Source organism: Sphingomonas sp. PvP055 (genome assembly GCF_040546365.1).
GTDB lineage: Bacteria > Pseudomonadota > Alphaproteobacteria > Sphingomonadales > Sphingomonadaceae > Sphingomonas > Sphingomonas echinoides_A.
The window spans coordinates 3,755,001-3,774,493 of record NZ_JBEPNS010000001.1 but is presented as its reverse complement, the minus strand read 5'-3'; the positions used below and the strand labels follow the sequence as shown (position 1 = coordinate 3,774,493).

21 protein-coding genes (1 of these 21 only partly in view) are annotated in these 19,493 nt (G+C 66.9%); 7 read left to right on the top strand and 14 right to left on the bottom strand.

What is annotated here, in order from left to right:
- Nucleotides 1-3 precede the first annotated feature (3 nt).
- From fliN to ABIC16_RS17635, 6 genes are all read right to left on the bottom strand, one after another.
- Complete coding sequence (gene fliN, locus ABIC16_RS17660) at nucleotides 4-393, bottom strand: flagellar motor switch protein FliN (RefSeq protein WP_277969034.1); 390 nt, start codon at nucleotides 391-393, stop codon at nucleotides 4-6.
- A complete protein-coding gene (gene fliF, locus ABIC16_RS17655; protein WP_354292072.1) occupies nucleotides 393-1,991 on the bottom strand; it encodes a flagellar basal-body MS-ring/collar protein FliF in 1,599 nt (532 codons plus the stop codon). The genes fliN and fliF overlap by 1 nt, the downstream gene beginning before the upstream one ends.
- A 145-nt stretch (nucleotides 1,992-2,136) precedes the next feature.
- A complete protein-coding gene (locus ABIC16_RS17650) occupies nucleotides 2,137-4,140 on the bottom strand; it encodes a putative bifunctional diguanylate cyclase/phosphodiesterase (RefSeq protein ID WP_354292071.1) in 2,004 nt (667 codons plus the stop codon).
- Nucleotides 4,137-4,676 carry a heme NO-binding domain-containing protein gene (locus ABIC16_RS17645; protein WP_354292070.1) on the bottom strand — a complete coding sequence of 180 codons (540 nt, stop codon included), beginning with the start codon at nucleotides 4,674-4,676 and terminating at the stop codon, nucleotides 4,137-4,139. The genes ABIC16_RS17650 and ABIC16_RS17645 overlap by 4 nt, the downstream gene beginning before the upstream one ends.
- A 14-nt stretch (nucleotides 4,677-4,690) precedes the next feature.
- Nucleotides 4,691-5,374 carry a FliH/SctL family protein gene (locus ABIC16_RS17640; protein ID WP_354292069.1) on the bottom strand — a complete coding sequence of 228 codons (684 nt, stop codon included), beginning with the start codon at nucleotides 5,372-5,374 and terminating at the stop codon, nucleotides 4,691-4,693.
- Between the two features lie 15 nt (nucleotides 5,375-5,389).
- The gene (locus ABIC16_RS17635) at nucleotides 5,390-6,421 is read right to left on the bottom strand and encodes a flagellar motor switch protein FliG (protein ID WP_354292068.1); all 1,032 of its coding nucleotides are present in this window, start codon (nucleotides 6,419-6,421) and stop codon (nucleotides 5,390-5,392) included.
- 126 nt (nucleotides 6,422-6,547) lie between these two features.
- Between ABIC16_RS17635 and ABIC16_RS17630 the strand changes: the two genes are divergently transcribed.
- Nucleotides 6,548-6,958, top strand: coding sequence for a flagellar basal body protein (locus ABIC16_RS17630; protein WP_354292067.1), 411 nt, complete (start codon nucleotides 6,548-6,550; stop codon nucleotides 6,956-6,958).
- A gap of 100 nt (nucleotides 6,959-7,058) precedes the next feature.
- On the opposite strand, the gene ABIC16_RS17625 is transcribed toward ABIC16_RS17630, so the two are convergent.
- The 3 genes from ABIC16_RS17625 to ABIC16_RS17615 are packed head-to-tail and all read right to left on the bottom strand — an operon-like array spanning nucleotide 7,059 to nucleotide 8,876.
- Nucleotides 7,059-7,481, bottom strand: a complete 423-nt coding sequence (locus tag ABIC16_RS17625; protein WP_354292066.1) for a hypothetical protein — start codon at nucleotides 7,479-7,481, stop codon at nucleotides 7,059-7,061.
- Nucleotides 7,471-7,761, bottom strand: a complete 291-nt coding sequence (locus ABIC16_RS17620) for a rod-binding protein (RefSeq protein ID WP_354292065.1) — start codon at nucleotides 7,759-7,761, stop codon at nucleotides 7,471-7,473. The genes ABIC16_RS17625 and ABIC16_RS17620 overlap by 11 nt, the downstream gene beginning before the upstream one ends.
- Nucleotides 7,758-8,876: a flagellar basal body P-ring protein FlgI gene (locus ABIC16_RS17615; RefSeq protein WP_354292064.1), complete on the bottom strand. Its 1,119-nt coding sequence runs from the start codon at nucleotides 8,874-8,876 to the stop codon at nucleotides 7,758-7,760. The genes ABIC16_RS17620 and ABIC16_RS17615 overlap by 4 nt, the downstream gene beginning before the upstream one ends.
- Nucleotides 8,877-8,967: 91 nt before the next feature.
- On the opposite strand from ABIC16_RS17615, the gene ABIC16_RS17610 reads away from it, so the two are divergent.
- The 4 genes from ABIC16_RS17610 to hisC all read left to right on the top strand — a co-directional run bounded on the left by ABIC16_RS17610 (nucleotide 8,968) and on the right by hisC (nucleotide 11,557).
- Nucleotides 8,968-9,378 (top strand): flagellar assembly protein FliX, encoded by a 411-nt coding sequence (locus ABIC16_RS17610; protein ID WP_354292063.1) that lies wholly within the window; start codon nucleotides 8,968-8,970, stop codon nucleotides 9,376-9,378.
- A gap of 66 nt (nucleotides 9,379-9,444) precedes the next feature.
- Complete coding sequence (locus ABIC16_RS17605) at nucleotides 9,445-9,651, top strand: ParD-like family protein (protein WP_277968914.1); 207 nt, start codon at nucleotides 9,445-9,447, stop codon at nucleotides 9,649-9,651.
- Between the two features lies 1 nt (nucleotide 9,652).
- Nucleotides 9,653-10,435: a type I methionyl aminopeptidase gene (gene map / locus ABIC16_RS17600; protein ID WP_354292062.1), complete on the top strand. Its 783-nt coding sequence runs from the start codon at nucleotides 9,653-9,655 to the stop codon at nucleotides 10,433-10,435.
- 27 nt (nucleotides 10,436-10,462) lie between these two features.
- Nucleotides 10,463-11,557, top strand: coding sequence for a histidinol-phosphate transaminase (gene hisC / locus ABIC16_RS17595; protein ID WP_354292061.1), 1,095 nt, complete (start codon nucleotides 10,463-10,465; stop codon nucleotides 11,555-11,557).
- Between the two features lie 30 nt (nucleotides 11,558-11,587).
- On the opposite strand, the gene pncB is transcribed toward hisC, so the two are convergent.
- The 5 genes from pncB to ABIC16_RS17570 all read right to left on the bottom strand — a co-directional run bounded on the left by pncB (nucleotide 11,588) and on the right by ABIC16_RS17570 (nucleotide 17,186).
- Nucleotides 11,588-12,892 (bottom strand): nicotinate phosphoribosyltransferase, encoded by a 1,305-nt coding sequence (gene pncB, locus ABIC16_RS17590; protein ID WP_354292060.1) that lies wholly within the window; start codon nucleotides 12,890-12,892, stop codon nucleotides 11,588-11,590.
- Nucleotides 12,893-13,071: 179 nt separating this feature from the next.
- Complete coding sequence (locus ABIC16_RS17585; protein ID WP_354292059.1) at nucleotides 13,072-13,902, bottom strand: aldo/keto reductase; 831 nt, start codon at nucleotides 13,900-13,902, stop codon at nucleotides 13,072-13,074.
- A complete protein-coding gene (locus ABIC16_RS17580; protein ID WP_354292058.1) occupies nucleotides 13,899-14,879 on the bottom strand; it encodes an aldo/keto reductase in 981 nt (326 codons plus the stop codon). The genes ABIC16_RS17585 and ABIC16_RS17580 overlap by 4 nt, the downstream gene beginning before the upstream one ends.
- An 11-nt stretch (nucleotides 14,880-14,890) precedes the next feature.
- Entirely contained in the window at nucleotides 14,891-16,636 is a 1,746-nt protein-coding gene (gene poxB / locus ABIC16_RS17575; RefSeq protein WP_354292057.1) for a ubiquinone-dependent pyruvate dehydrogenase, read from the bottom strand.
- A gap of 31 nt (nucleotides 16,637-16,667) precedes the next feature.
- The gene (locus ABIC16_RS17570; RefSeq protein WP_354292056.1) at nucleotides 16,668-17,186 is read right to left on the bottom strand and encodes a hemerythrin domain-containing protein; all 519 of its coding nucleotides are present in this window, start codon (nucleotides 17,184-17,186) and stop codon (nucleotides 16,668-16,670) included.
- A 244-nt stretch (nucleotides 17,187-17,430) separates the two neighbouring features.
- Here ABIC16_RS17570 and ABIC16_RS17565 point away from each other — a divergent pair, with 244 nt between their 5' ends.
- A complete protein-coding gene (locus ABIC16_RS17565; RefSeq protein WP_354292055.1) occupies nucleotides 17,431-18,906 on the top strand; it encodes a phospholipase D-like domain-containing protein in 1,476 nt (491 codons plus the stop codon).
- Between the two features lie 92 nt (nucleotides 18,907-18,998).
- Nucleotides 18,999-19,493 carry the 5' portion of a putative universal stress family protein gene (locus tag ABIC16_RS17560; RefSeq protein ID WP_354292054.1) on the top strand. The gene runs 309 nt beyond the window's last position, so 495 of the gene's 804 nt are visible here — the first part of the coding sequence; the start codon lies at nucleotides 18,999-19,001; its stop codon lies beyond the right edge, outside the window.

Genomic DNA, 19,493 nt, shown 5'->3' with positions numbered 1-19,493 from the left:
CGCTCAGCGCCCCGCCCGGACGATTTCGGTGAGCGTCACGCCAAGCGCATGATCGACCAGCACGACTTCACCGCGCGCAACCAGCCGGTCGTTGACGAACACGTCGACCGGTTCGCCTACGCGACGGTCAAGCTCGAACACCATGCCCGTGGACAGGTCGAGCAAATCGCCGACGGGCATTTGCGCCCGCCCCAGTACCGCCTGCACCTTGACCGGAACCTCGTGCACCGCCTCGAGCCCGGTCGGTCTGGCGCGATGCTGTTCCGTGGGATGGTCGTCGAATTCCTGATAGACGGGGGCTATCCCATCGTCGCCGGCGCCACTCAGGGTCGCGAGATCGTGCGACATCGGATCGCCAGCGGGAAAGGCGTCGTCGGACATGGTCTGCTCCATCATGCGTTCATCCATTGCCGCAGCACCGCGGCGGCTTCGGGCGGGCTGGCCGCCACGCTGTCCCCGATCTTCTTGAGCACCGACGCCTTCACGCGGCCGTCGACTTGCGCGACGGTGATCTCATGGTCGAGCAACGGCTGGTCGGTTTGCGACGCCTGCAGCGCCTCGAGCCGTCGCAGCGCCTCGGGGTCGCCGCCTGCCGCCTGTTCGGCAATGGCGAGCATCTCGGCCTGCTGATCAACCAGCGCGGCTTGCGCTGCCTCGGGGTCGGTCGCCGGCGCCGGGTCCCGGCGGGCGCGGAGCATCCGAAGCGCGATCAGGCCGACGACGGCGATCATCAGCAGCTTGACCAGCCCGACGACCTGGTCCGACGTCAGCACCGACCACCATGCGCTCTTGCTGTCCGCCAGCGCATCGTCCGTGGCAAACGCCATGCTTTCGATGACGACGCTGTCGCCGCGTTGCGCGTCCAGCCCGACCGTGTTCTCGACCAGTCGTGTCAGCCGCTGGATCTGCGGCGCGGGGAGGCCTTTGGCCCCGCCGTCGACCATCACCGCGACCGTCAGCCGATTGATCTTGCCCGGCGCCCGAACGACCACGCTGTGCGTCGCGCTGTTCGAATAGGTCGTATCCTCGGAGGTTTCCTTCTTCGCGGTCTGGCGCGTGTCGCTGCCGCCGGTTGCGGGGGGCTGCCCCTGCGCTTCGGGCAATTGCGTCGCGACGCTGGCCGCGCCGGTGCCCTGGAGTTCACGGTTCTGGTCGTCGCTGTCGACGGTCACCTGATGCGCGATGACCTGCTTGTCGGGATCGAACACGGTCGAATCCTCGCGCGTCTGGTCGCGGTCGATCTGCGCCGACACTTCAGCCCGGACCTTGCCCTGGCCGACGATCGGCTCGAGCAAGGCGATGACCTGATCGCGTAGTTTCGCCTCGACCTGCGTCTGGCGCGTGTCGGCATCCGCGCCGCCGCCCGCGTTCGCTTCCCCCGCCCGCGCGAGCAGCGCGCCGGTCTGGTCGACGATCGACACCGCTTCGGGGGAGAGCTCGGGCACCGCGGACGCAACGAGGTACCGGATCGACTGGATCGTCTCGCCCGGCAGCCGGCCGCGCGTCTTGACCGTGACCGACGCGGACGCGTGCCGCGCTTCGGCGGCGAACATCTGGCGCTCGGGCATGACGAGATGGACGCGGGCGTGCGTGACGGCATCGATACTCTGGATCGACCGGGCGAGTTCGCCTTCGATCGCGCGAGTCTCTTCCATCTTGGCGCGCGACGCGGACACGCCGAACGGCTGCTGGGCGTCGAGCACGTCATAGCCGATCTTGCCGCCCAGCCGGTCCCCGGCGAGCGTCATGCGGAGTGCCGCGACCTTGTCCTGCGGCGCCATCACCGCGCTGCCGTCGGCGGACAATTGGAACGGGATGTTCTGTGCGCGCAGCTTCTCGCCGATCGCGGCGGCGGCGGAGGGGTCGAGATCGGTGTAGAGGAACGCCATCGTGCGATCCTCGCCGCGCAACGCGACCGCGCCCAGCACCGCGAGCAGCGCCGCAGCGACCACGCCCATGATGATCAGGCGTTTCGGCCCCAATTGGGCCATCAGAGTGCGAACCTGCTCCAACCCAGACCCCGTCGCTGCGCGAGGCAGCGGCCCCGCTTTGGCAATTTATAGGGAGGATGCGGATCGGCAGGTCTTGCCGGGGGGAAATTTTTGCCGGGTCGCGACGGCTTCCGCCGCGCGCCGGTCAGCGTTCGAGCAGCGCGGCGGTCTGGCTAGCGAGCGCGGGGCGGCCGAAATGATAGCCCTGGCCGAGTTCACACCCCAGTCCGATCAGCAATTCGGCTTGCGCGGGGGTCTCGATCCCTTCCGCGACGATCGTCATGCCGATCGTCCGGGCAAGCGCGACGATCGCGCGGACGATCCCGTCGCCCTTGCCGTTCCCGTCCATCGCCATCACGAAACTGCGGTCGATCTTGAGCACGTCGAACGGCAGCCGGTGCAACGACGACAGCGACGAGAAGCCCGTGCCGAAATCATCGAGACTGGTCTGCACGCCCCATTTGCGGATTTCCTGGATGACCGCGCAGGTATGATCGATGTCGACGATCGCAGTGCTTTCGGTCAGTTCCAGCCGGATCCGGGTCGGCTCGACGCCCGTTTCGAGCACGATCTGGCGGACTCGCGCGGCAAAGCCCGGTTGCGCGAATTGACGCGCGGCGATGTTGATGCTGATGAACGGGGCCTGCCCGCCGGGCGCCGGCCAGCTTGCGGCGGTGCGGCATGCCTCGCGCAGCACCCAATCCCCCAGGTACAGGATCAGCCCGCTGCTTTCGGCGACGGCGATGAACTCGGCCGGCAACAGCCGCCCCCGCACCGGATGGTTCCAGCGGACCAGCGCTTCGAATCCGCAGACCGACTTCGCCGAATCGAGCGTGACGATCGGCTGATAGTCGAGCTCGAATTCGCAGCGCTCGATCCCCTCGCGCAATTCGTTCGTCAGCCGCGCGCGGTCGCGCAGCGTGTCGCCCAGGGCGTCGGTGAACCCGACCGTCCGTCCGCGCCCGCCGGCCTTCGCCTCGTACATCGCGAGGTCCGCGTCGCGCAGCAGCTGGTCGACGCTCGCGTGGACCGCGCTGCCGATCGCATAGCCGATCGAGGCGCCGACCTGTGCGGGCTCGCTCACCGAACCGAGATTCTCATCGAGCGCGCGGTGAAGCGCGGTGGCAATCGCGTCGATCGCGCCGTGCTGTGCAAGATCCTCACCCGCAAGATCCTCGACCAGGACGGTGAACTCGTCGCCCCCCATCCGCGCGGGGGAGAAGCGTATGCCGTCGAGGTCCGTACCCGGCCGTTGCTCCAGCAGCGTCAGCGCATCGGACAAGGCGCGGCCGACGCGGATGAGCACCCGGTCGCCGGCATGGTGGCCGAGCGTGTCGTTGACTTGCTTGAACCCGTCGAGATCCAGTACCAGCACCGCGAGCGCATGGCGGCGCGCGGGGGTGAGGCGTTCGAAGCTTTCCTGCAACCGGTCGTTGAACAGCGCGCGGTTGGGCAGGCCGGTCAGCGGGTCGTGCAGCGCATCATGGATCAGCGCGCGCTGCGCGCGGTCCCGTTCGAACACGCGGCCAAGCTGGATGCTCGCCTGTTCGAGGATCTCGACGATCTCGGGATCTTCGGGGACCGCCTGGCGCATGTAGAATTCGAGCACCGCGACCACTTCGTCCCCGGCCAGCACCGGAAACGCGCAACCCGTACCAAGATCGCAGCGAATCGCTTCCGGCGCGCGGACGAACATCGCCGAATGACCGGGGTTGGCGATCCATTCCGACCGCCCGGTCGCAAACACGCGGCCCGGAAGGCCTTCGCCGATCGGGAACCGCATCCGACGCGATGCCTCGACGAACGCCATCACGCCGCTTGCGTCGTTGGCGCGCCAGATGTCGCATCCCTCGACGTAGGTGCGGTCCGCCGACACCATCAGGACATTGCCGATCGTCCAGTTCATCCGCTCGCAGATCGCCTCGAGCGCGGTCCCCAGCGCTTCGGCGATGGTCCGCGCGCGATTGGCGACACCCGTGATGTGCTGGAGCAATTGCAGTCGCTGCTTGCTTTCGTACAGCGTGCGCAGGCCGTGCTCGGCGATCCGCTCGGCTTCGAGTCGCGCGGTGCGTTCGCGGATCGTCGCGCGCTCGGCACGAGCAAGCCGCGCCTCGAGCGAAGGCGGTTCCGCCACCCCGGCGTGGATCATTCGACCCACCGGACCCGAATCCGGCATAACGGGCTGCCGTCCAGCATGCACGCGAGGTGCGTAATCGTCACCTGCTCGCCATAATGCGCCGCCGCGCCGAGGATGAACCCCTCCGCCAGCGCGCACAGCCGCCGTGGGGATTGATACCCGATGATCATGGCGCCTTCGGCGTCGGTGCTGAACTGGAAATGCGGGCAACCGGCGCCCGAATAGAGCTTGCGGACTTCGGGGTGGATGATTTCGTTGACGCTGAGGATGAAGCTCCGCGCGCCGGAATGGCCCGTGAAGAACACGCCGTAGCGTTCGGCAAGCAGCGGCATGGCCGCGGTGCCGAACCAGCGGAGCACGTCGCTCGGGGTCTTGCCGGTGGCCGCCGCCGCCGTATCGACGAGCGCCAGCAGCGTTTCGTCGGGATAGCTGCCAAGCGACGTGAACGCTCCGTCGACTCCCGTCGCATCGATCAGGTCGGTCCAGGTGTCGGGACCGTGTTCGAGCACCACGGCCTCTTCCAGGAGATTGAAGATGACACCTTTCATGGACGCACAAACCCTTATGAGCGAAGCGAATTATGATCCAATAAGGTTTCGAATTCGTTGCGGATAGCGGCCTCGCGCGCGGCACGATCCAGGCACGACCCGCCTTCATCCCAATCGATCCGGGCATCGCCGATGGCAAGCGTTTCGTCGGCCTCGACATGCAGCCGCAACCGGCGGCGGTCGTTGCCCTGCCGCACCGCGATCCGCGCTTCGATTTCGGGCAGCAGGTCGGGATGGACCCGGACGACGAGTTCGGTCCCCCGTGCGACTTGCGCCAGCGCGCGCCCGATCGCCGCGTCGATCGGCGCGGCGGGGTCGAGCGCAAGCGTATGCGCGGCCAGATGCGTTGCGGCGGCGCGGGCGAGGTCGGCCGCGTCGTCGATCAGCCGGGCGCGGGTTTCCTCGACCGTCTCGGTAAGCGACTCGACCCCGACGTGGAGCGCATCGATCGCCGCCAGCAGCGCAGTCTCGCGGTCAGCGCGCGCATGGACCAGCCCCGCCTCGAACCCGTCGGCGCGTGCGCGCGTCAATTCCGCGTGGTGGTCCGCATCGCGCCGCGCGATGTCGGCCTGGAGCAGTTCGAGCTCGATCGCGAGCGACACGGCATCGCGGTCGGGCGCGCGGCCCGGCGGCGCCGACGGCGCGGCGGTGAAGATCCGATCGAACGCGAACGGGCGCGCCTGGAACGACAGGTCCATCGTCTTACCTCTGCATCACAGGATCATCGTGTCGTCGCTCTTGGGGTCGACCAGCACGATCTCTCCCCGTTCGGCGAGCGACTTCGCCAGGCGGACGAGCGTGTTTTGGGCTTCCTCGCAATCGCGGGCACGGATCGGGCCCATGCTGCCCATGTCCTCGCGCAGCAGCTTGGCTGACCGTTCGGTCATGGTGGAGAAGAACAGCTGCCGAATGACCTCGGGCGCCCCCTTCAGCGCCAGCGCCATCTGCCGCTTGTCCGCCTGGCGGACGATCACCCCGATCGCGGCAGGGAGCAGATTGGCGAGATCCTCGAAGGTGAACATCAGCGCGCGGATCCGTTCCGCCGATTCGGGCGCCTTGGCGTCGAGTGCCTCGAGCATCGCTTCCTCGGTCGACCGGTCCATCGCGTTGAACAGTTCGGCCATCGCCTCATGCGGGTCGCGCCGTTGCGACCGCGCGAAATTGGCCATGAATTCGTTCTTGAGCGTCGCTTCGACCTGCGCGAGCACTTCCTTCTGCACCGTGTCCATCCGCAGCATCCGTTGGACCACGTCGACCGCAAGATCGCGCGGCAGCGCGGCGAGCACGCGCGCGGCATGGTCCGACTTGAGCTTGGACAGGATCACCGCGATCGTCTGCGGATATTCGTTCTTGAGATACCCCGCGAGCACGCCTTCGCTGACGTTCGACAATTTGTCCCACATCGTCCGGCCCGAAGGCCCGCGAATATCTTCCATGATGTCGCGGACATTTTCCGGCGGCATCATCCCCGCGAGCAACCGCTCCGTCGTCTCGAACGAGCCGTGGCAGGACGCGAGCGTCGAGATTTCGGTGGTGAATTGCAGCAGCAGATGTTCGACCACCGCCGCGGGCACGCGCCCGAGCTGCGACATCGCCGCGGACAGCTCCTTCATTTCCTCGACTGACAGCTGTTCCCAGATCGGTGCGCCATAATCCTGTCCGAGCGCGAGCATCAGCGCGGCGGCACGCTCGCGCTGGGTGAAACGCTTCAGTTCGACGGGTTCGGCGACGGGGGCCATCAGCATGGCAGGACTGCTCCAGCGACATCGTTACCGCGGCCAAACGCTGCGCGGCGCGTCTATTATAGAGGCGCGCCACGGGTATTCGGGCTCGGCATCGCGCAATACGGTCAACGGAGGGACGCAACGACGATGACAGACCTGATGGCGGGCGCCGCGCAACAGATGCACTTTCTCGCGGCACGTCAGCGTGTTGTGGCGCAGAACATCGCCAACAGCGAAACGCCGGGCTTCAAGGCGCAGGACGTGACCGCGCCCGACTTTTCGGATCTGGTCGGTGCGGGGGGGAGCAGTACGCGGGTTGCCGCGCCGCGCGTGGCGGCGACGGCGGCGATGGTTGCGCTCGGCGCGCGCACCGGGGTCGGGGCCGGCGTCGTCGCGGATCCGGACACGTTCGAGACCAAGGCCGACGGCAACAATGTCACGCTGGAGGACCAGTTGCTCAAGATGGGCCAGATCCAGGCCGATTTCGCCGCGGTCACCAACATCTACCGCAAGCAGCAGGCGTTGCTCCAGACGGCGCTGGGCAAGCACGGCGGGTGAAGACTTGAGGTTGTTCTCCCGCGAAGGCGGGAGTCCAGGGTAACGGGCGAAGCGTTCGTAATTCTGGGCTCCTGCCTTCGCAGGAGCACGGCAAGTGCCCCTACAGACTCGCGTTGATCGCGATCGGGGCAGCCTGTTCGGTGCTCCACAATACACCCCCCGCGCCATAAGCGGTGGCGGTGGCGCCGGTCTTGCGTTGCGCTTCCTGTGCGATCACCGCGAGCAGTTCGTCCGACAGCGCGATCTGCCGCGCAAGCACCGCGGCATTCGCGCGCGCTGCATCCATCAACGTTTCGGAGGCCGTCGCCAAGGCGACGCGGTCTTCGGGATCGAGCCGGTCCTGCCATCCGGGCGTCTCGCGCTCGGATTGCGCCAGCCGCGTCTCCAATTGCGCAACGACGCGCGCCTTGGCGGTCGCCAGTTCGCCGATCCGACGATAGCCGCCGGGCTGGCCGAGCAGCGCGCTTTCCTCTTCGATCAGCAACAGCAGCGACTGGACGCAGTCGAGCAGGTCATTGGGCATCGGGGGTTCCTTGCTTGAGCCGGAGGATCTGATCGAGCACCGCGGGCGCGAGGCCCAGTCCGCCGCGTGCCGCCATCGCGGTGCCGAGCTTTTCCGCGAGCACGCCGCGGAACACTTCCTCGCCGTGGCCGCCGGAGAAGGTGCCGGTGTCGACGCTTTCCATCATCAGCTGCGTCATCTGGCCGAGGAACACCGCCTCGAATGACTGCGCGGTGGCGCGGTCCTTCGGGGTGATCGTCGGCAGGGGCGTAGCGCGGGCGGGCGTGATCGGGTCCATCATTGCACCTGGATATCGGCCTGGAGCGCGCCTGCGCTCTTCACCGCCTGGAGGATCGTGATCAGGTCGCGCGGGCTGACGCCAAGCGTATTGAGCCCGCTGACCAGCGCGGCGAGCGTCGGTTCGCCGCCGACAAGGCCAAGCGAGGCGTTGTTGCCGTCGTTGACGGTGATCGCGGTGCGCGGGACGGTCGTCGTCTGGCCGTTCGACAAGGGCGCGGGCTGTGACACGACCGGGCTTTCGGTGACGCTGATCGTCAGCCCGCCTTGCGCGATCGCGACTGGGCTGATCCGCACGTCCGCGCCCATCACGACCGTGCCCGAGGCCTCGTTGATGACGACGCGCGCAGGCTGATCGACCTTGACCGGCAGGTTCTCGATCGCGCCGACGAGGTCGACCATCGATCCGCCGAAGCCGCTGCCCGAATGGAGCTCGACCGTGGCGGGGTCGAGCACCGTCGCGGTGCCCGCGAACCGGCCGTTGACCGCCGCCGCGATCGTGTTGGCGGTGGTGAAATCGGGGTTCTTGAGCGCGAGCTTGAGCGTCGTCGCGGAGCGCAGCGCATAGGGCACCTCGCGCTCGATGATCGCGCCGTCCGCGATCCGTGCGGAGGTGGCGACGCCGCGGCTGACGCTCGCGCCGGCCCCCTGCGCCTTGAAGCCGGAGACCGCGAGCGGCCCCTGCGCGACCGCGTATATCTCGCCGTCGAGCGCGCGCAGCGAGGAGACGATCAGCGTGCCGCCCTGCAGGCTGGTCGCATCGCCGATCGCGGAGACGGTGACGTCGATCCGCGAGCCCGCGCGCGCAAACGGCGGCATCGTCGCGGTAATCGAGACGGCGGCGACGTTCTGCGTCTTGAGCGGCGAGCCGCGGACGTTGACCCCCATCCGCTCGAGCATCGCCTGGAGCGATTCCTCGGTGAACGGCGCGTTGCGGGTGCGGTCGCCCGTGCCCGCGAGCCCGACGACGATGCCGTAACCGACGAGCTGGTTCGAGCGGACGTTCTCGACGTCGACCACGTCCTTGATCCGGCCGCTCGCCATCGCCGGGCTCGCCAGCAGGAGCGCGAGCGCGCCGCCGAGCGGCAGCACCAGCGTGATGCGGAGTATCGCGGCCATGCGCATATTTCCCTTCCCCCCGGCCACCGAAGGCCGTTCGCCTCTCTTATAGAAAGGGAAGGCGAGGTCGGTTCGCCGCGGAGGCTAGGTTTTGCGGGTCGAAGGCGTATCCCTGCCGGTACAGGCGTTGCTCGCGGCGCTGCCGCGCGCGACCGGGGCGTTCCGTGCGAGCGACGTCGCCGCGCCCGCGACCGAGCTGCCCCCGCCGCCGCGTCCGTTGCAGGCGGCGACGTCGGTCCAGATGCTCGTCGCGCTCGCCGCGACCGAACCCCCGCGCGAGCGACGTCGCCGGATGGTGGCGGCGGTCGATCGCGGGCTGGGCTTGCTTGAGCGACTGCACGCGGTGTCCGCGACCGGGCCGGTGGCCCCTGCGATGCTCGCCGAGCTCAGCGACTGGGTGGAGCAGTTCGTGCCGCCCGACGATCCGCAAGCCGCTGAAATCGCGCGCGATGTCGAACTGCGCGTCCGCGTCGAACTCGCGCGGCACGAGCGGCTGGCGTGATCGCATTGACGATCCACGATACGAAACATATACGAACCATATGGTAATAGGTACGGAAGCGCACCGATGGGTATCGTGAAGATCGACGACGTGCTGCACGAGGAAGCGCGCCGCGCCAGCACGGTGATGTGCCGCTCGATCAACGCACAGGCCGAATTCTGGATGAAGGTCGGCATGCTCGCCGAGGCGCATCCGACGCTGTCGTTCAACGACATCGTCGCCGCGCAGCTCGCGTCCGCCAAGGTGCATCTTCCCGCCGACGCGTCAGCCTGAGATGGTCAAGACCACCGACGAGCTCGCCTTGATGCGCCAGTCGGGCACATTGCTCGCGGCGGTGTTCGAGATGCTCGACACACAGGAGCTCGCGGGCCGGTCGACGTTGCAGATCAACGATCTGGTCGAGCGGTTCATCACCGTGGACCTCGCCGCGCGCCCCGCGAGCAAGGGGCAATACGGCTTCAAGTATGTGCTCAACTGCTCGATCAACCAGGTCGTCTGCCACGGGGTGCCGAGCGAAGACGACATCATCGCGGACGGCGACATCATCAATCTCGACATCACGCTCGAGAAGAACGGGTTCATCGCGGATTCGAGCAAGACCTACATCGTCGGCACCGCATCCCCCGCCGCGCGGCGGCTGGTGCGGGTGACGCAGGAGGCGATGTGGAAGGGGATCGGTGCGGTCCGCCCCGGCGCGCGGCTCGGCGACATCGGGTTCGCGATCGAGCGGCATGCCAAGAAGCACGGCTATGCGGTGGTGCGCGACTACGCAGGCCACGGGATCGGGCGCGAAATGCATGAGGCACCGACCGTCCTCCACTTCGGGCGCGCGGGCACCGGCATGGTGTTGCGCGAGGGGATGACCTTCACGATCGAGCCGATGCTCAACCAGGGCACGCGCAAGGTCTCGACCGAGGAAGACGGCTGGACAGTGGTGACCGACGACGGCAAATTGTCGGCGCAGTTCGAACATACCGTCGCGGTGACCGCCACCGGGGTCGAGGTTCTCACGCTGCGGCGCGACGAGACCGCGGGCGGGCCCAAACGCTTCCCATAACGTGCGGCAAGCGCTAACGGGCTCGGCATGAACGCACCGCTTCCCAAGGCCTGGGTCATGGCCATCGCTCCTTATGTTCCGGGTCGCTCGACCACGGATGGCGATGCCCCCGTGATCAAGCTGTCGTCGAACGAGAATCCGCTCGGCACCAGCGCGCAGGCGGTCTCCGCTTTCTCGCGCCATGCGGGTGACCTCGCACGCTACCCCGATGCGGGCGCGATCGCGCTGCGCGAGGCGATCGCCGCGCATCACGATCTCGACCCTGCACGCGTCATCTACGGCACCGGCTCGGACGAAGTGCTCCACCTGATCGCGGGCGCCTATGCCGGGCCGGGCGACGAGGTGATCCAGGTCCGCTACGGTTTCGCGGTGTATGAAATCGCCACCCGCCGCGTCGGCGCGACGCTGGTGACCGCGCCGGACACCGACTATGCGACCGACGTCGACGCGATCCTCGCCTGCGTCACCAATCGCACCCGGATCGTGTTCGTCGCCAACCCCAACAACCCGACCGGCACCTTCGCGCGCAAGGACGAGATCGCGCGGCTTCATGCTGCGCTGCCGGCGCACGTGGTGCTCGTGCTCGATCAGGCCTATGCCGAATATCTCGCGCCCGAGGATGACGACGGCGGGCTCGAACTCGCGCGCACCCAGCCCAACGTGATCGTCACGCGGACTTTCTCCAAGATCCACGGGCTTGCCGCGGAGCGGATCGGCTGGGGCTATGGCTCGGAAGAGGCGGTCTCGGCGATGCACCGCATTCGCGCGCCGTTCTGCTGCACCACCGCCGGACAAGAGGCGGCGGTTGCGGCACTCGGCGCGGCGGATTTCATCACCCAGTCGCGCGAGCATAATCGCGTATGGCGCGCCTGGTTTGCCACCGAAATGGCCAGTCTTGGCAATGCGGGGCTCCGCCCGGTGCCGAGCGAGGCGAACTTCGTGCTCGTCCTGTTCGAAGGCGCGGTCACCGCGGAGACCGCGTACAAGGCGCTGCTCGAACGCGGCTATATCGTCCGCTGGCTGCCGGGGCAGGGGCTGGCGAACGGATTGCGGATGACGATCGGTACCGAAGCGGAGACGCGCGGTCTGGCGGAGGCGCTGCGAGAAATCGTCGCCGGGTAAGCGCCCCAGGGTGGTCGGCGCCTGTCCTGTTCAGACGACGACCTTGCTCGCGATCCGCCCCTCCGCGCCGAACACGCGGAGGTAGCGGTCGATTTCCGCCGGATTCCCCGTCGCCTTGGCGGGGTTGTCCGACAGCTTGACCGCCGGACGACCGTTGGCCTCCGTCACCTTGCACACCAGCGAGATCGGTTCGAGCGTCGCACCCCCGCGCGGGTCGCAGCCACGGAAGTCGTTGGTGAGGTTGGTCCCCCAGCCGAAGCTCATCCGCACCCGCCCGTGGAAATGGCGATAGACCTGCTCGATCGAGTCGACGTCCATCCCGTCCGAGAAGATCAGCAGCTTCTCGCGCGGGTCGACACCGTGCTGTTGCCACCAGGCGATGATCTGCTCGCCCGCCGGAATCGGTGGCGCGCTGTCGGGGCGGAAGCCGCTCCATTCCGATAGCCAGTGCGGCGCGTTCGCCAGGAACGCGGTGGTGCCGAACGCATCGGGCAGCGCGATCAGCAGATTACCTACATAATGCCGGCGCCAGTCCTCGAGCACCTGATAGGGCGCAGCAGCAAGCTCGGCATCGTCCCGCGCGAGCGCCGCGGCGACCATCGGCAGTTCATGCGCGTTCGTGCCGATCGCCTCGAGATCGGTGTCCATCGCGAGCAGCACGTTCGACGTGCCGATGAACCGGTCGCCGAGCCCTTCCTTGAGCGCTTCGACGCACCAGCGTTGCCACAGGAATCCGTGCCGCCGTCGCGTCCCGAAATCCGACAGGACCAGGCCGGGCAATTGCTTGAGTCTTTCAACCTTGTCCCACAGTCGCGCCTTGGCGCGCGAATAGGTGATGTCGAGTTCGAACCGCCCGTGTCCGCGTAGTGCCGCGCGCGAGCGCAGTTCGTTGAGAATTGCGAGCGCGGGGACTTCCCACATGGTGGTGTGCGTCCACGGACCGTCGAAATGCAGCTCATATTGCCCGTCGACCACGCGCAGATCGTACGGCGGGAGCTGGAAATCGGCGAGCCAGCCGATGAAATCCGACGCGAACATGCGCTCCTTGCCGTAGAAGCTGTTGCCTGCGAGCCAGATCAGCTCCTTCTTCCCGAACCGCACCGCACGCGCGTGATCGAGCTGTGCGCGGAGTTCGGCCTCGTCGATCACCTCGGCGAGCCGGACCGACCTCGTGCGGTTGATGACCGAGAAAGTTGCGCTCACCTCGGGGTGGAGGTGGCGGATCATCTGGAGCATCAGCAGTTTGTAGAAATCGGTATCGAGCAGGCTGCGCACGATCGGATCGAGCCGCCAGCCGTGGTTATAGGTACGCGTCGCGATATCGGTGAGGATCATGCGCGCGCTTGTTCCGGGAATGGGCGGGAATGTCCACCATGGGCAAGCGATGGACAAAAGCCCCTCCCCTTCAGGGGAGGGGTTGGGGTGGGGCCGTGCAGCACCCCGACCGTTGGAAGCAGGCACGGCCCCACCCCCAGCCCCTCCCCTGAAGGGGAGGGGAGCCGCCCGCCACCCTCCTACAGCATCTCGAGCGCCCGGCGCTTCTTCGGCCGCGGAAACGCCGCCTCCAGCCGGTCCAGCAACACCCGGTCCAGCACCAGATCGAGCGCGGCGTGGTTGTCGCGGACATGGTCGACCGACCCCGCCTTGGGGATCGCGACTACCGACGGATCGCGCATCACCCACGCCAGCGCGACTTGTGCAGGCGTCGCATCGAACTCCGCGGCGATCGTCCGCAATGTAGCCTTCCCGAGCAGCCGGCCCTGTTCGACCGGACTATACGCCATCACCGGAATCCCGCGCTCGCCGAGCCACGGCAGCAGATCGAGCTCAGGTCCGCGCCGCGTCAGATTGTAGAGAATCTGGTCGGTCATGCAGGCCGTGCCGCCAGCTGCGACCAGCTCGGCCATGTCGTCGGCATCGAGGTTGCTCACCCCCCAGCGCGCGATGAGCCCGTCCGCGACCAGCCGCTCCATCGCCTCGACCGTCTCCGCGAGCGGCACCGAGCCACGCCAGTGCAGCAGATACAGGTCGAGCTGCTCGACGCCGAGCCGCGCGAGGCTCGCCTCGCACGCCGTGCGCAGCCGCGCGCGCGACGCATTCTGCGGCAGCGCCTTGCTGACGAGGAAGACGTGTTCGCGTACCCCCGCGATCGCTTCGCCGACGAGATGTTCCGACCGTCCGTCACCGTACATTTCGGCGGTGTCGATCAGCGTCATCCCACGCTCGATCCCCTCGCGCAGCGCAGCAATCTCGGCGTTGCGCGTGGCGGCGGAGTCGCCCATGTTCCACGTGCCTTGCCCCAGCGCGGGAACCAGCGTGCCATCGGGAAGCGCGACCGTCTTCATGCGAACCCGACCACCGCATGCGGCACGTACGGTTCCTCCAGCCGCGCGATCTCGTCCTCGGTCAGCCCGATCTCGAGCGCCGCGATCGCATCGTCGAGATGCCCCGGCTTGGACGCGCCGACGATCGGCGCGGTCACTTCGGGCTTGGCCAGCACCCAGGCGAGCGCGATCTGCGCCCGGGGCACGCCGCGTTCCTTGGCGATCTCCGCCACCCGCTCGACCACGCGGCGATCCGCCTCGGCGGTGTGGCTGTAGAGCGTCGCGCCGAACTGGTCGGTCTCCGACCGGTTGGTCGCTTCGTCCCAATCGCGCGTCAGCCGTCCGCGCGCGAGCGGGCTCCACGGGATGACGCCGATCCCTTCCGCCTCGCACAACGGCAGCATCTCACGCTCTTCCTCGCGGTACAGCAGGTTGAGATAACCCTGCATCGTCGAGAAGCGCGTCCAGCCGTTCGCGTCCGACACGTGGAGCATCGTCGCGAACTGCCACGCGTACATCGACGATGCGCCGATGTAGCGCGCCTTGCCCGCCTTCACGACATCGTGGAGCGCTTCCAGCGTTTCCTCGATCGGAACGTCGGAATCGAAGCGGTGGATCTGGTACAAATCGACGTAATCGGTGCCAAGTCGCGTCAAACTGGCGTCGATTTCGGTCATGATCGCCTTGCGGCTGAGGCCCGCGCCATTGGGGCCGGGGCGCATCCGGCCATGCACCTTGGTCGCGATCACGACTTCGTCGCGCCGCGTGAAATCCTTGAGCGCGCGTCCGACGATCTCTTCCGAGGTGCCGTCCGAATAGACGTTGGCGGTGTCGAAGAAATTGATTCCCGCCTCGACCGCCTTTTGCAGGATTGGGCGGCTGGTTGCTTCGTCGAGCGTCCAGGCGTGGTTGCCGCGATCGGGAATGCCGTACGTCATGCACCCGAGGCAGAGCCGCGAGACGTCGAGGCCGGTCATGCCGAGCTTCAGATAATCCATCGCTTTTTCCTTCAGAACAGGTTGCGGAGTAGGCCCGCGTTGGTCTTGCCCAGTTCGATCACCGAGTCGCCGCGCCCGCTGAGGATCGCCTTCGCCATGTAGAGCGTGAAGCCCCTCATTTGCTCGAGCGTTATCTTGGGCGGCATCGACAGTTCGTCACGCGCGGTGACCGCGTCGAGCAAGGCGGGGCCCGGATGATCGAGCACCTCGCGCACGCCACGCGCGAGATCGCCCGGGTCGGTAACGCGCACCGCTTGCATCCCCATCGCGCGCGCCATCGCCGCGAAATCCGGGTTGTCGAGCGCGACCCCGGTCTCGACCAGCCCCGCCGCCTTCATCTCCATCTCGACGAACCCGAGCGTCCCGTTGTTGAAGACGACGATTTTCACCGGCAGCCCGAGCTGGCGAACCGTCAGCAACTCGCCCATCAGCATCGCAAGCCCGCCGTCCCCCGATAGCGACACGACTTGCCGCCCCGGCGACGCCGCCTGCACCCCGATCGCCTGCGGCAGCGCGTTCGCCATCGACCCGTGGTTCCACGATCCGATCAGCCGACGCCGTCCGTTCATTTTCAGGTAGCGCGCGGCCCACACCGTCGGCGTACCGACATCAGCGGTGAACACCGCATCCTCGCTCGCCATCTCGCTGACCAGCCGCGCGACATGCTGCGGGTGGAGGACCCCGCCGGGCTGGCCATCCGCCAGCGCGTCGAGATCTTCGCGGGCCTTAGCGTAGTTTTTCAAAGACTTGTCGAGGAAATCCCGATCCCGCCCATCGTCCAACACCGGCAGCACCGCCTCGATCGTCGCGGCGACATCGCCGACCAGCCCCAGGTCGATCGCGGTCCGCCGCCCGAGGTTCTCGGGCCGGAGGTCGACCTGTGCGACCTTGGCGTCGGTCGGCAGGAACTGGCGATACGGAAAGTCGGTGCCGAGCATCAGCAACGTGTCGCACGCCATCATCGCATCATAGCCCGAGGCGAAGCCGATCAGCCCGGTCATCCCGACGTCATAGGGGTTGTCGTACTCAACCCATTCCTTGCCCCCGAGCGCATGCACCACCGGCGCCTGCAACGTCGCAGCCAGCCGGATCAGCTGCGGATGCGCATCGCGGCAGCCGCGACCCGCGAGGATCGTGACCTTGCCCGCATCGTTGAGCAGCGCCGCCAGCTTCGCGATCTCGCCCGCGGCGGGCGTGATGACGGGGGCGGCCGGCAGTAACGCATCGGCCGAGCGCGCGAGCGTGCCGGTCGTGGTGCGCAAGGCAACGTCGCCGGGAATCGCGACGACCGAAACCCCGCGATGCCCCACCGCCGCGCGGATCGCGGTGTCGAGCGTGCGCGGCATCTGGTCCGCGTCGCTGATCGTCTCGCAATAGACGCTGCATTCGCGGAACAGCGCCTCGGGCCGCGTCTCCTGGAAGTAGTTCGAGCCGATCTCGCCGCTCGGCACCTGCGCCGCGATCGCTAGCACGGGGACGCGCGTCCGGTTGCAGTCGTACAGCCCGTTGATCAAATGCATGTTCCCCGGCCCGCACGATCCCGCGCACGCCGCGAGCTTCCCCGTCAGCTGCGCCTCGGCCCCGGCCGCAAACGCCGCGGCTTCCTCGTTGCGGACATGGATCCACTTGATCTTGCCCTGCGCGCGGATCGCCTCGGTCAGGCCGTTGAGGCTGTCACCGACCACGCCGTAGATCCGTTCGACCCCCGCAAGATGGAGCGTCTGGGCGAACAAATCTGCGATCGTGGTCTTCGACATGTGGTTTCTCCTGGGGAGGGAGGGCAGGGGATTACTTCTTGGCGTGATCCGCGACCCACTGGTCGGGGTCCTTGTCGACCGGCTTGACCCCGGTGATGTGCTGCGCGCTGAACGCTGCGAACTTGATCGCGAGGTCGTGCCGCTCCTGAAGCGTCGCATTTTCGCGGAAGTCGGTCAGGCCCTGGCGTTCTTCCTCCGCCAGATGGTCGCCATTTTCCTCGTTCGCCTTGCCGATCGCCTCGAACCACGCGTCCGATCCGACCTCTTCCTTGTTGACCGCAGACGAGGCGTCCCGGATCTTGTTATGATCCTCGATCGCGTCCTCGGTCTCCTCTGCGGCGCTGTCCGCATCGTTGCCGCCGGTGCCGATCTGCATCAGTCGCGGGTAGAAAAAGCGCTCCTCCGCCTCGGCATGCGTATCGAGCAGCGCGTTGAGCCGGCCCCAAATCGCGCCGAGCGAGTCCGTGTCCGATCGGTCGATCTGCTCGATCTGGGCGAACAGGGTGCGGATCTGATGATGGTCGTCGAGAATGAGGTCGGTGATATCCATGAGGCAACTCCTTGATGGTGATGTCGTGCGGGTTTGACGGTGGAAAATTAGCCGAACGTGCAGGGCACGGGGTCGAGCGCACAAACACCCGAGCTGGCGATCCGGTCCCAAGATGAAACGGAAATTAGCGGCGGTCCGCGCTGCTGACGGGGGCGAAGCGAAATTCTTGACTCATGCGTGGCGGTTTCGCGTAAGGGCGCGGAATGGATCGCTTCCCCAGTCCGCGCCCGACTGTGCGCCGTTTATGACCGACATTGCGGCCGAGTCTGGCACCGAGTCGCTTCGCCCGGGCGACACGTGCTGGCGAATCGAGCAGGCGACAGCGGCCTCAGTCATCGTCGATGCAGACGATTATTTTCGTCACGCGCGTTCCGCAATGCTCAAGGCCCGCAAGCGGATCATGTTGATCGGTTGGGACTTTGATGCGCGGATACAACTCGGCACCAGCGACGAGGCGCGTGATGCGCCATCGCGGGTCGGAGATTTCGTCCTCTGGCTGGTCGACAATAATCCTGAACTCGAGGTCTTCCTGCTGCGCTGGGATCTCGGCGCGATGAAGACGCTGTTCCGGGGGCGGACGATCTTCACCGTGGTGAAGTGGATGCGCCATCCGCGAATCCACACCAAGCTCGACGCGAAGCATCCCCCCGCCGCGTCGCATCATCAGAAGATCGTCGTGATCGATGATTGCTTCGCTTTTTGCGGCGGGATCGACATGACCGGCGACCGCTGGGACACGCGCGAACACCGCGATGACGAACCCGGTCGACGGCAGCCCAACGGCAAGCTGTACAAACCGTGGCACGACGCCACCACCGCGTTGACCGGTCCGGTCGCAGCCGCGCTCGGCGAGCATGCCCGGATGCGGTGGGAACGCGCTGGCGGACATCCGATCGAGCCGGTGCGCGGCGGAAGCGATTGCTGGCCCGACGCGCTCGAACGCCACTTCGGGGAAGTCACCGTCGCGATCGCACGCAGCGCGCCCGAAATGCCCGATTGCGAGCCGGTGATCGAGATCGAGCGGTTGTATCTCGACCAGATCGCGCGCGCCAAGCGCTTCATCTACGCCGAAAGCCAGTATTTCGCGTCGCGCAAGATCGCCGAGGCGATCGCCAAGCGGCTCGAGGAGCCCGATGGCCCCGAGATCGTGCTGATCAACCCGGTGTCCGCGCAAGGATGGCTCGAACCGCTCGCGATGGATACCGCGCGGGCGCGGTTATACGAGACGTTGCACCGTCGCGATCGGCAGCATCGCTTCCGCATCTATCACCCGCATACCAGGGGCGGGGAAGCGATCTACGTCCACGCCAAGATCATGATCGTCGATGACGTCAGCCTGCGGGTCGGGTCGTCGAACATGAACAACCGCTCGATGCGGCTCGACACCGAATGTGACGTCACGATCACCACCGCGAGCCCCGGGAACGAGGGGTACGGCCCGGTGATCACCGGGATCCGCGACGGGTTGATCGCCGAGCATTTGGGATGTTCGCAAGAGCAGGTCCGCGCCAAGATCGACGAAACGGACTCGCTGATCGCGACGATCGAATCGCTGCGGGGAACGGGCAAGACGCTGATCCCATACGAAACGCCCGATCTGACCGCGGTCGAGGAATGGCTTGCCGATAACGAGGTGCTCGACGCCGAAGGGCCGGGGGCCGCGATCGAGGGGATCGTCAAGGGCGGGCTGTTGCGCCGATTACGCCGCCGCAAGCGCTGACCGCGGCGGCGCATCTCTCCGTAAAATTCCCGATTCTCGGCGTCCGCGGCCCGACCTAGCGTGGGGCGTAACGCTGACACGGGAGACGGTCGATGAAGAATATCCTGGTTCTTGTTCACGACGACGAAGGGCAGGAAGCGCGGCTTCAGGTCGCGTTCGATATCGTTCGGGCGGTACGCGGGCATTTGACGTGCGTCGATGTCGTGACGGTGCCCGTTTTCGTCGGGGATTATATTTCGTCGGGCGGGGACGCGCTGTTGCTGGCGGACGAGCAGGCGCGGGAATCGCGCAACGCCGTCGTGCTCAAGGAACGCCTCGCGCATGAGGATATCCCCTATGACTGGGTCGATGCGACCGGTGACCCGGCGACTTGCCTTCGGGCGGCGGCAAAACTTTCGGATCTGATCGTGGTGAATCGCCGGCTCGACGGTACGTGGTATCCCGACACGAGCGAGATTACCGGAGAGCTGGTGGCAAAGGGTCGGCGTCCGGTTCTGGCGGTGCCCGAGGGGGTCCATCATCTCGATCTGACCGGAAACGTCGTCATCGCGTGGGACGGGTCCGATCCGGCAGAAGCGGCGATGCGG

What these genes read in the sequence shown, in the direction of transcription:
- fliN (WP_277969034.1), bottom strand. Translation starts at nt 393, where the DNA reads ATGGAGCAGACCATGTCCGACGACGCCTTTCCCGCTGGCGATCCGATG.
- fliF (WP_354292072.1), bottom strand. Translation starts at nt 1,991, where the DNA reads ATGGCCCAATTGGGGCCGAAACGCCTGATCATCATGGGCGTGGTCGCT.
- ABIC16_RS17650 (WP_354292071.1), bottom strand. Translation starts at nt 4,140, where the DNA reads ATGATCCACGCCGGGGTGGCGGAACCGCCTTCGCTCGAGGCGCGGCTT.
- ABIC16_RS17645 (WP_354292070.1), bottom strand. Translation starts at nt 4,676, where the DNA reads ATGAAAGGTGTCATCTTCAATCTCCTGGAAGAGGCCGTGGTGCTCGAA.
- ABIC16_RS17640 (WP_354292069.1), bottom strand. Translation starts at nt 5,374, where the DNA reads ATGGACCTGTCGTTCCAGGCGCGCCCGTTCGCGTTCGATCGGATCTTC.
- ABIC16_RS17635 (WP_354292068.1), bottom strand. Translation starts at nt 6,421, where the DNA reads ATGCTGATGGCCCCCGTCGCCGAACCCGTCGAACTGAAGCGTTTCACC.
- ABIC16_RS17630 (WP_354292067.1), top strand. Translation starts at nt 6,548, where the DNA reads ATGACAGACCTGATGGCGGGCGCCGCGCAACAGATGCACTTTCTCGCG.
- ABIC16_RS17625 (WP_354292066.1), bottom strand. Translation starts at nt 7,481, where the DNA reads ATGCCCAATGACCTGCTCGACTGCGTCCAGTCGCTGCTGTTGCTGATC.
- ABIC16_RS17620 (WP_354292065.1), bottom strand. Translation starts at nt 7,761, where the DNA reads ATGATGGACCCGATCACGCCCGCCCGCGCTACGCCCCTGCCGACGATC.
- ABIC16_RS17615 (WP_354292064.1), bottom strand. Translation starts at nt 8,876, where the DNA reads ATGGCCGCGATACTCCGCATCACGCTGGTGCTGCCGCTCGGCGGCGCG.
- ABIC16_RS17605 (WP_277968914.1), top strand. Translation starts at nt 9,445, where the DNA reads ATGGGTATCGTGAAGATCGACGACGTGCTGCACGAGGAAGCGCGCCGC.
- map (WP_354292062.1), top strand. Translation starts at nt 9,653, where the DNA reads ATGGTCAAGACCACCGACGAGCTCGCCTTGATGCGCCAGTCGGGCACA.
- hisC (WP_354292061.1), top strand. Translation starts at nt 10,463, where the DNA reads ATGAACGCACCGCTTCCCAAGGCCTGGGTCATGGCCATCGCTCCTTAT.
- pncB (WP_354292060.1), bottom strand. Translation starts at nt 12,892, where the DNA reads ATGATCCTCACCGATATCGCGACGCGTACCTATAACCACGGCTGGCGG.
- ABIC16_RS17585 (WP_354292059.1), bottom strand. Translation starts at nt 13,902, where the DNA reads ATGAAGACGGTCGCGCTTCCCGATGGCACGCTGGTTCCCGCGCTGGGG.
- ABIC16_RS17580 (WP_354292058.1), bottom strand. Translation starts at nt 14,879, where the DNA reads ATGGATTATCTGAAGCTCGGCATGACCGGCCTCGACGTCTCGCGGCTC.
- poxB (WP_354292057.1), bottom strand. Translation starts at nt 16,636, where the DNA reads ATGTCGAAGACCACGATCGCAGATTTGTTCGCCCAGACGCTCCATCTT.
- ABIC16_RS17570 (WP_354292056.1), bottom strand. Translation starts at nt 17,186, where the DNA reads ATGGATATCACCGACCTCATTCTCGACGACCATCATCAGATCCGCACC.
- ABIC16_RS17565 (WP_354292055.1), top strand. Translation starts at nt 17,431, where the DNA reads ATGACCGACATTGCGGCCGAGTCTGGCACCGAGTCGCTTCGCCCGGGC.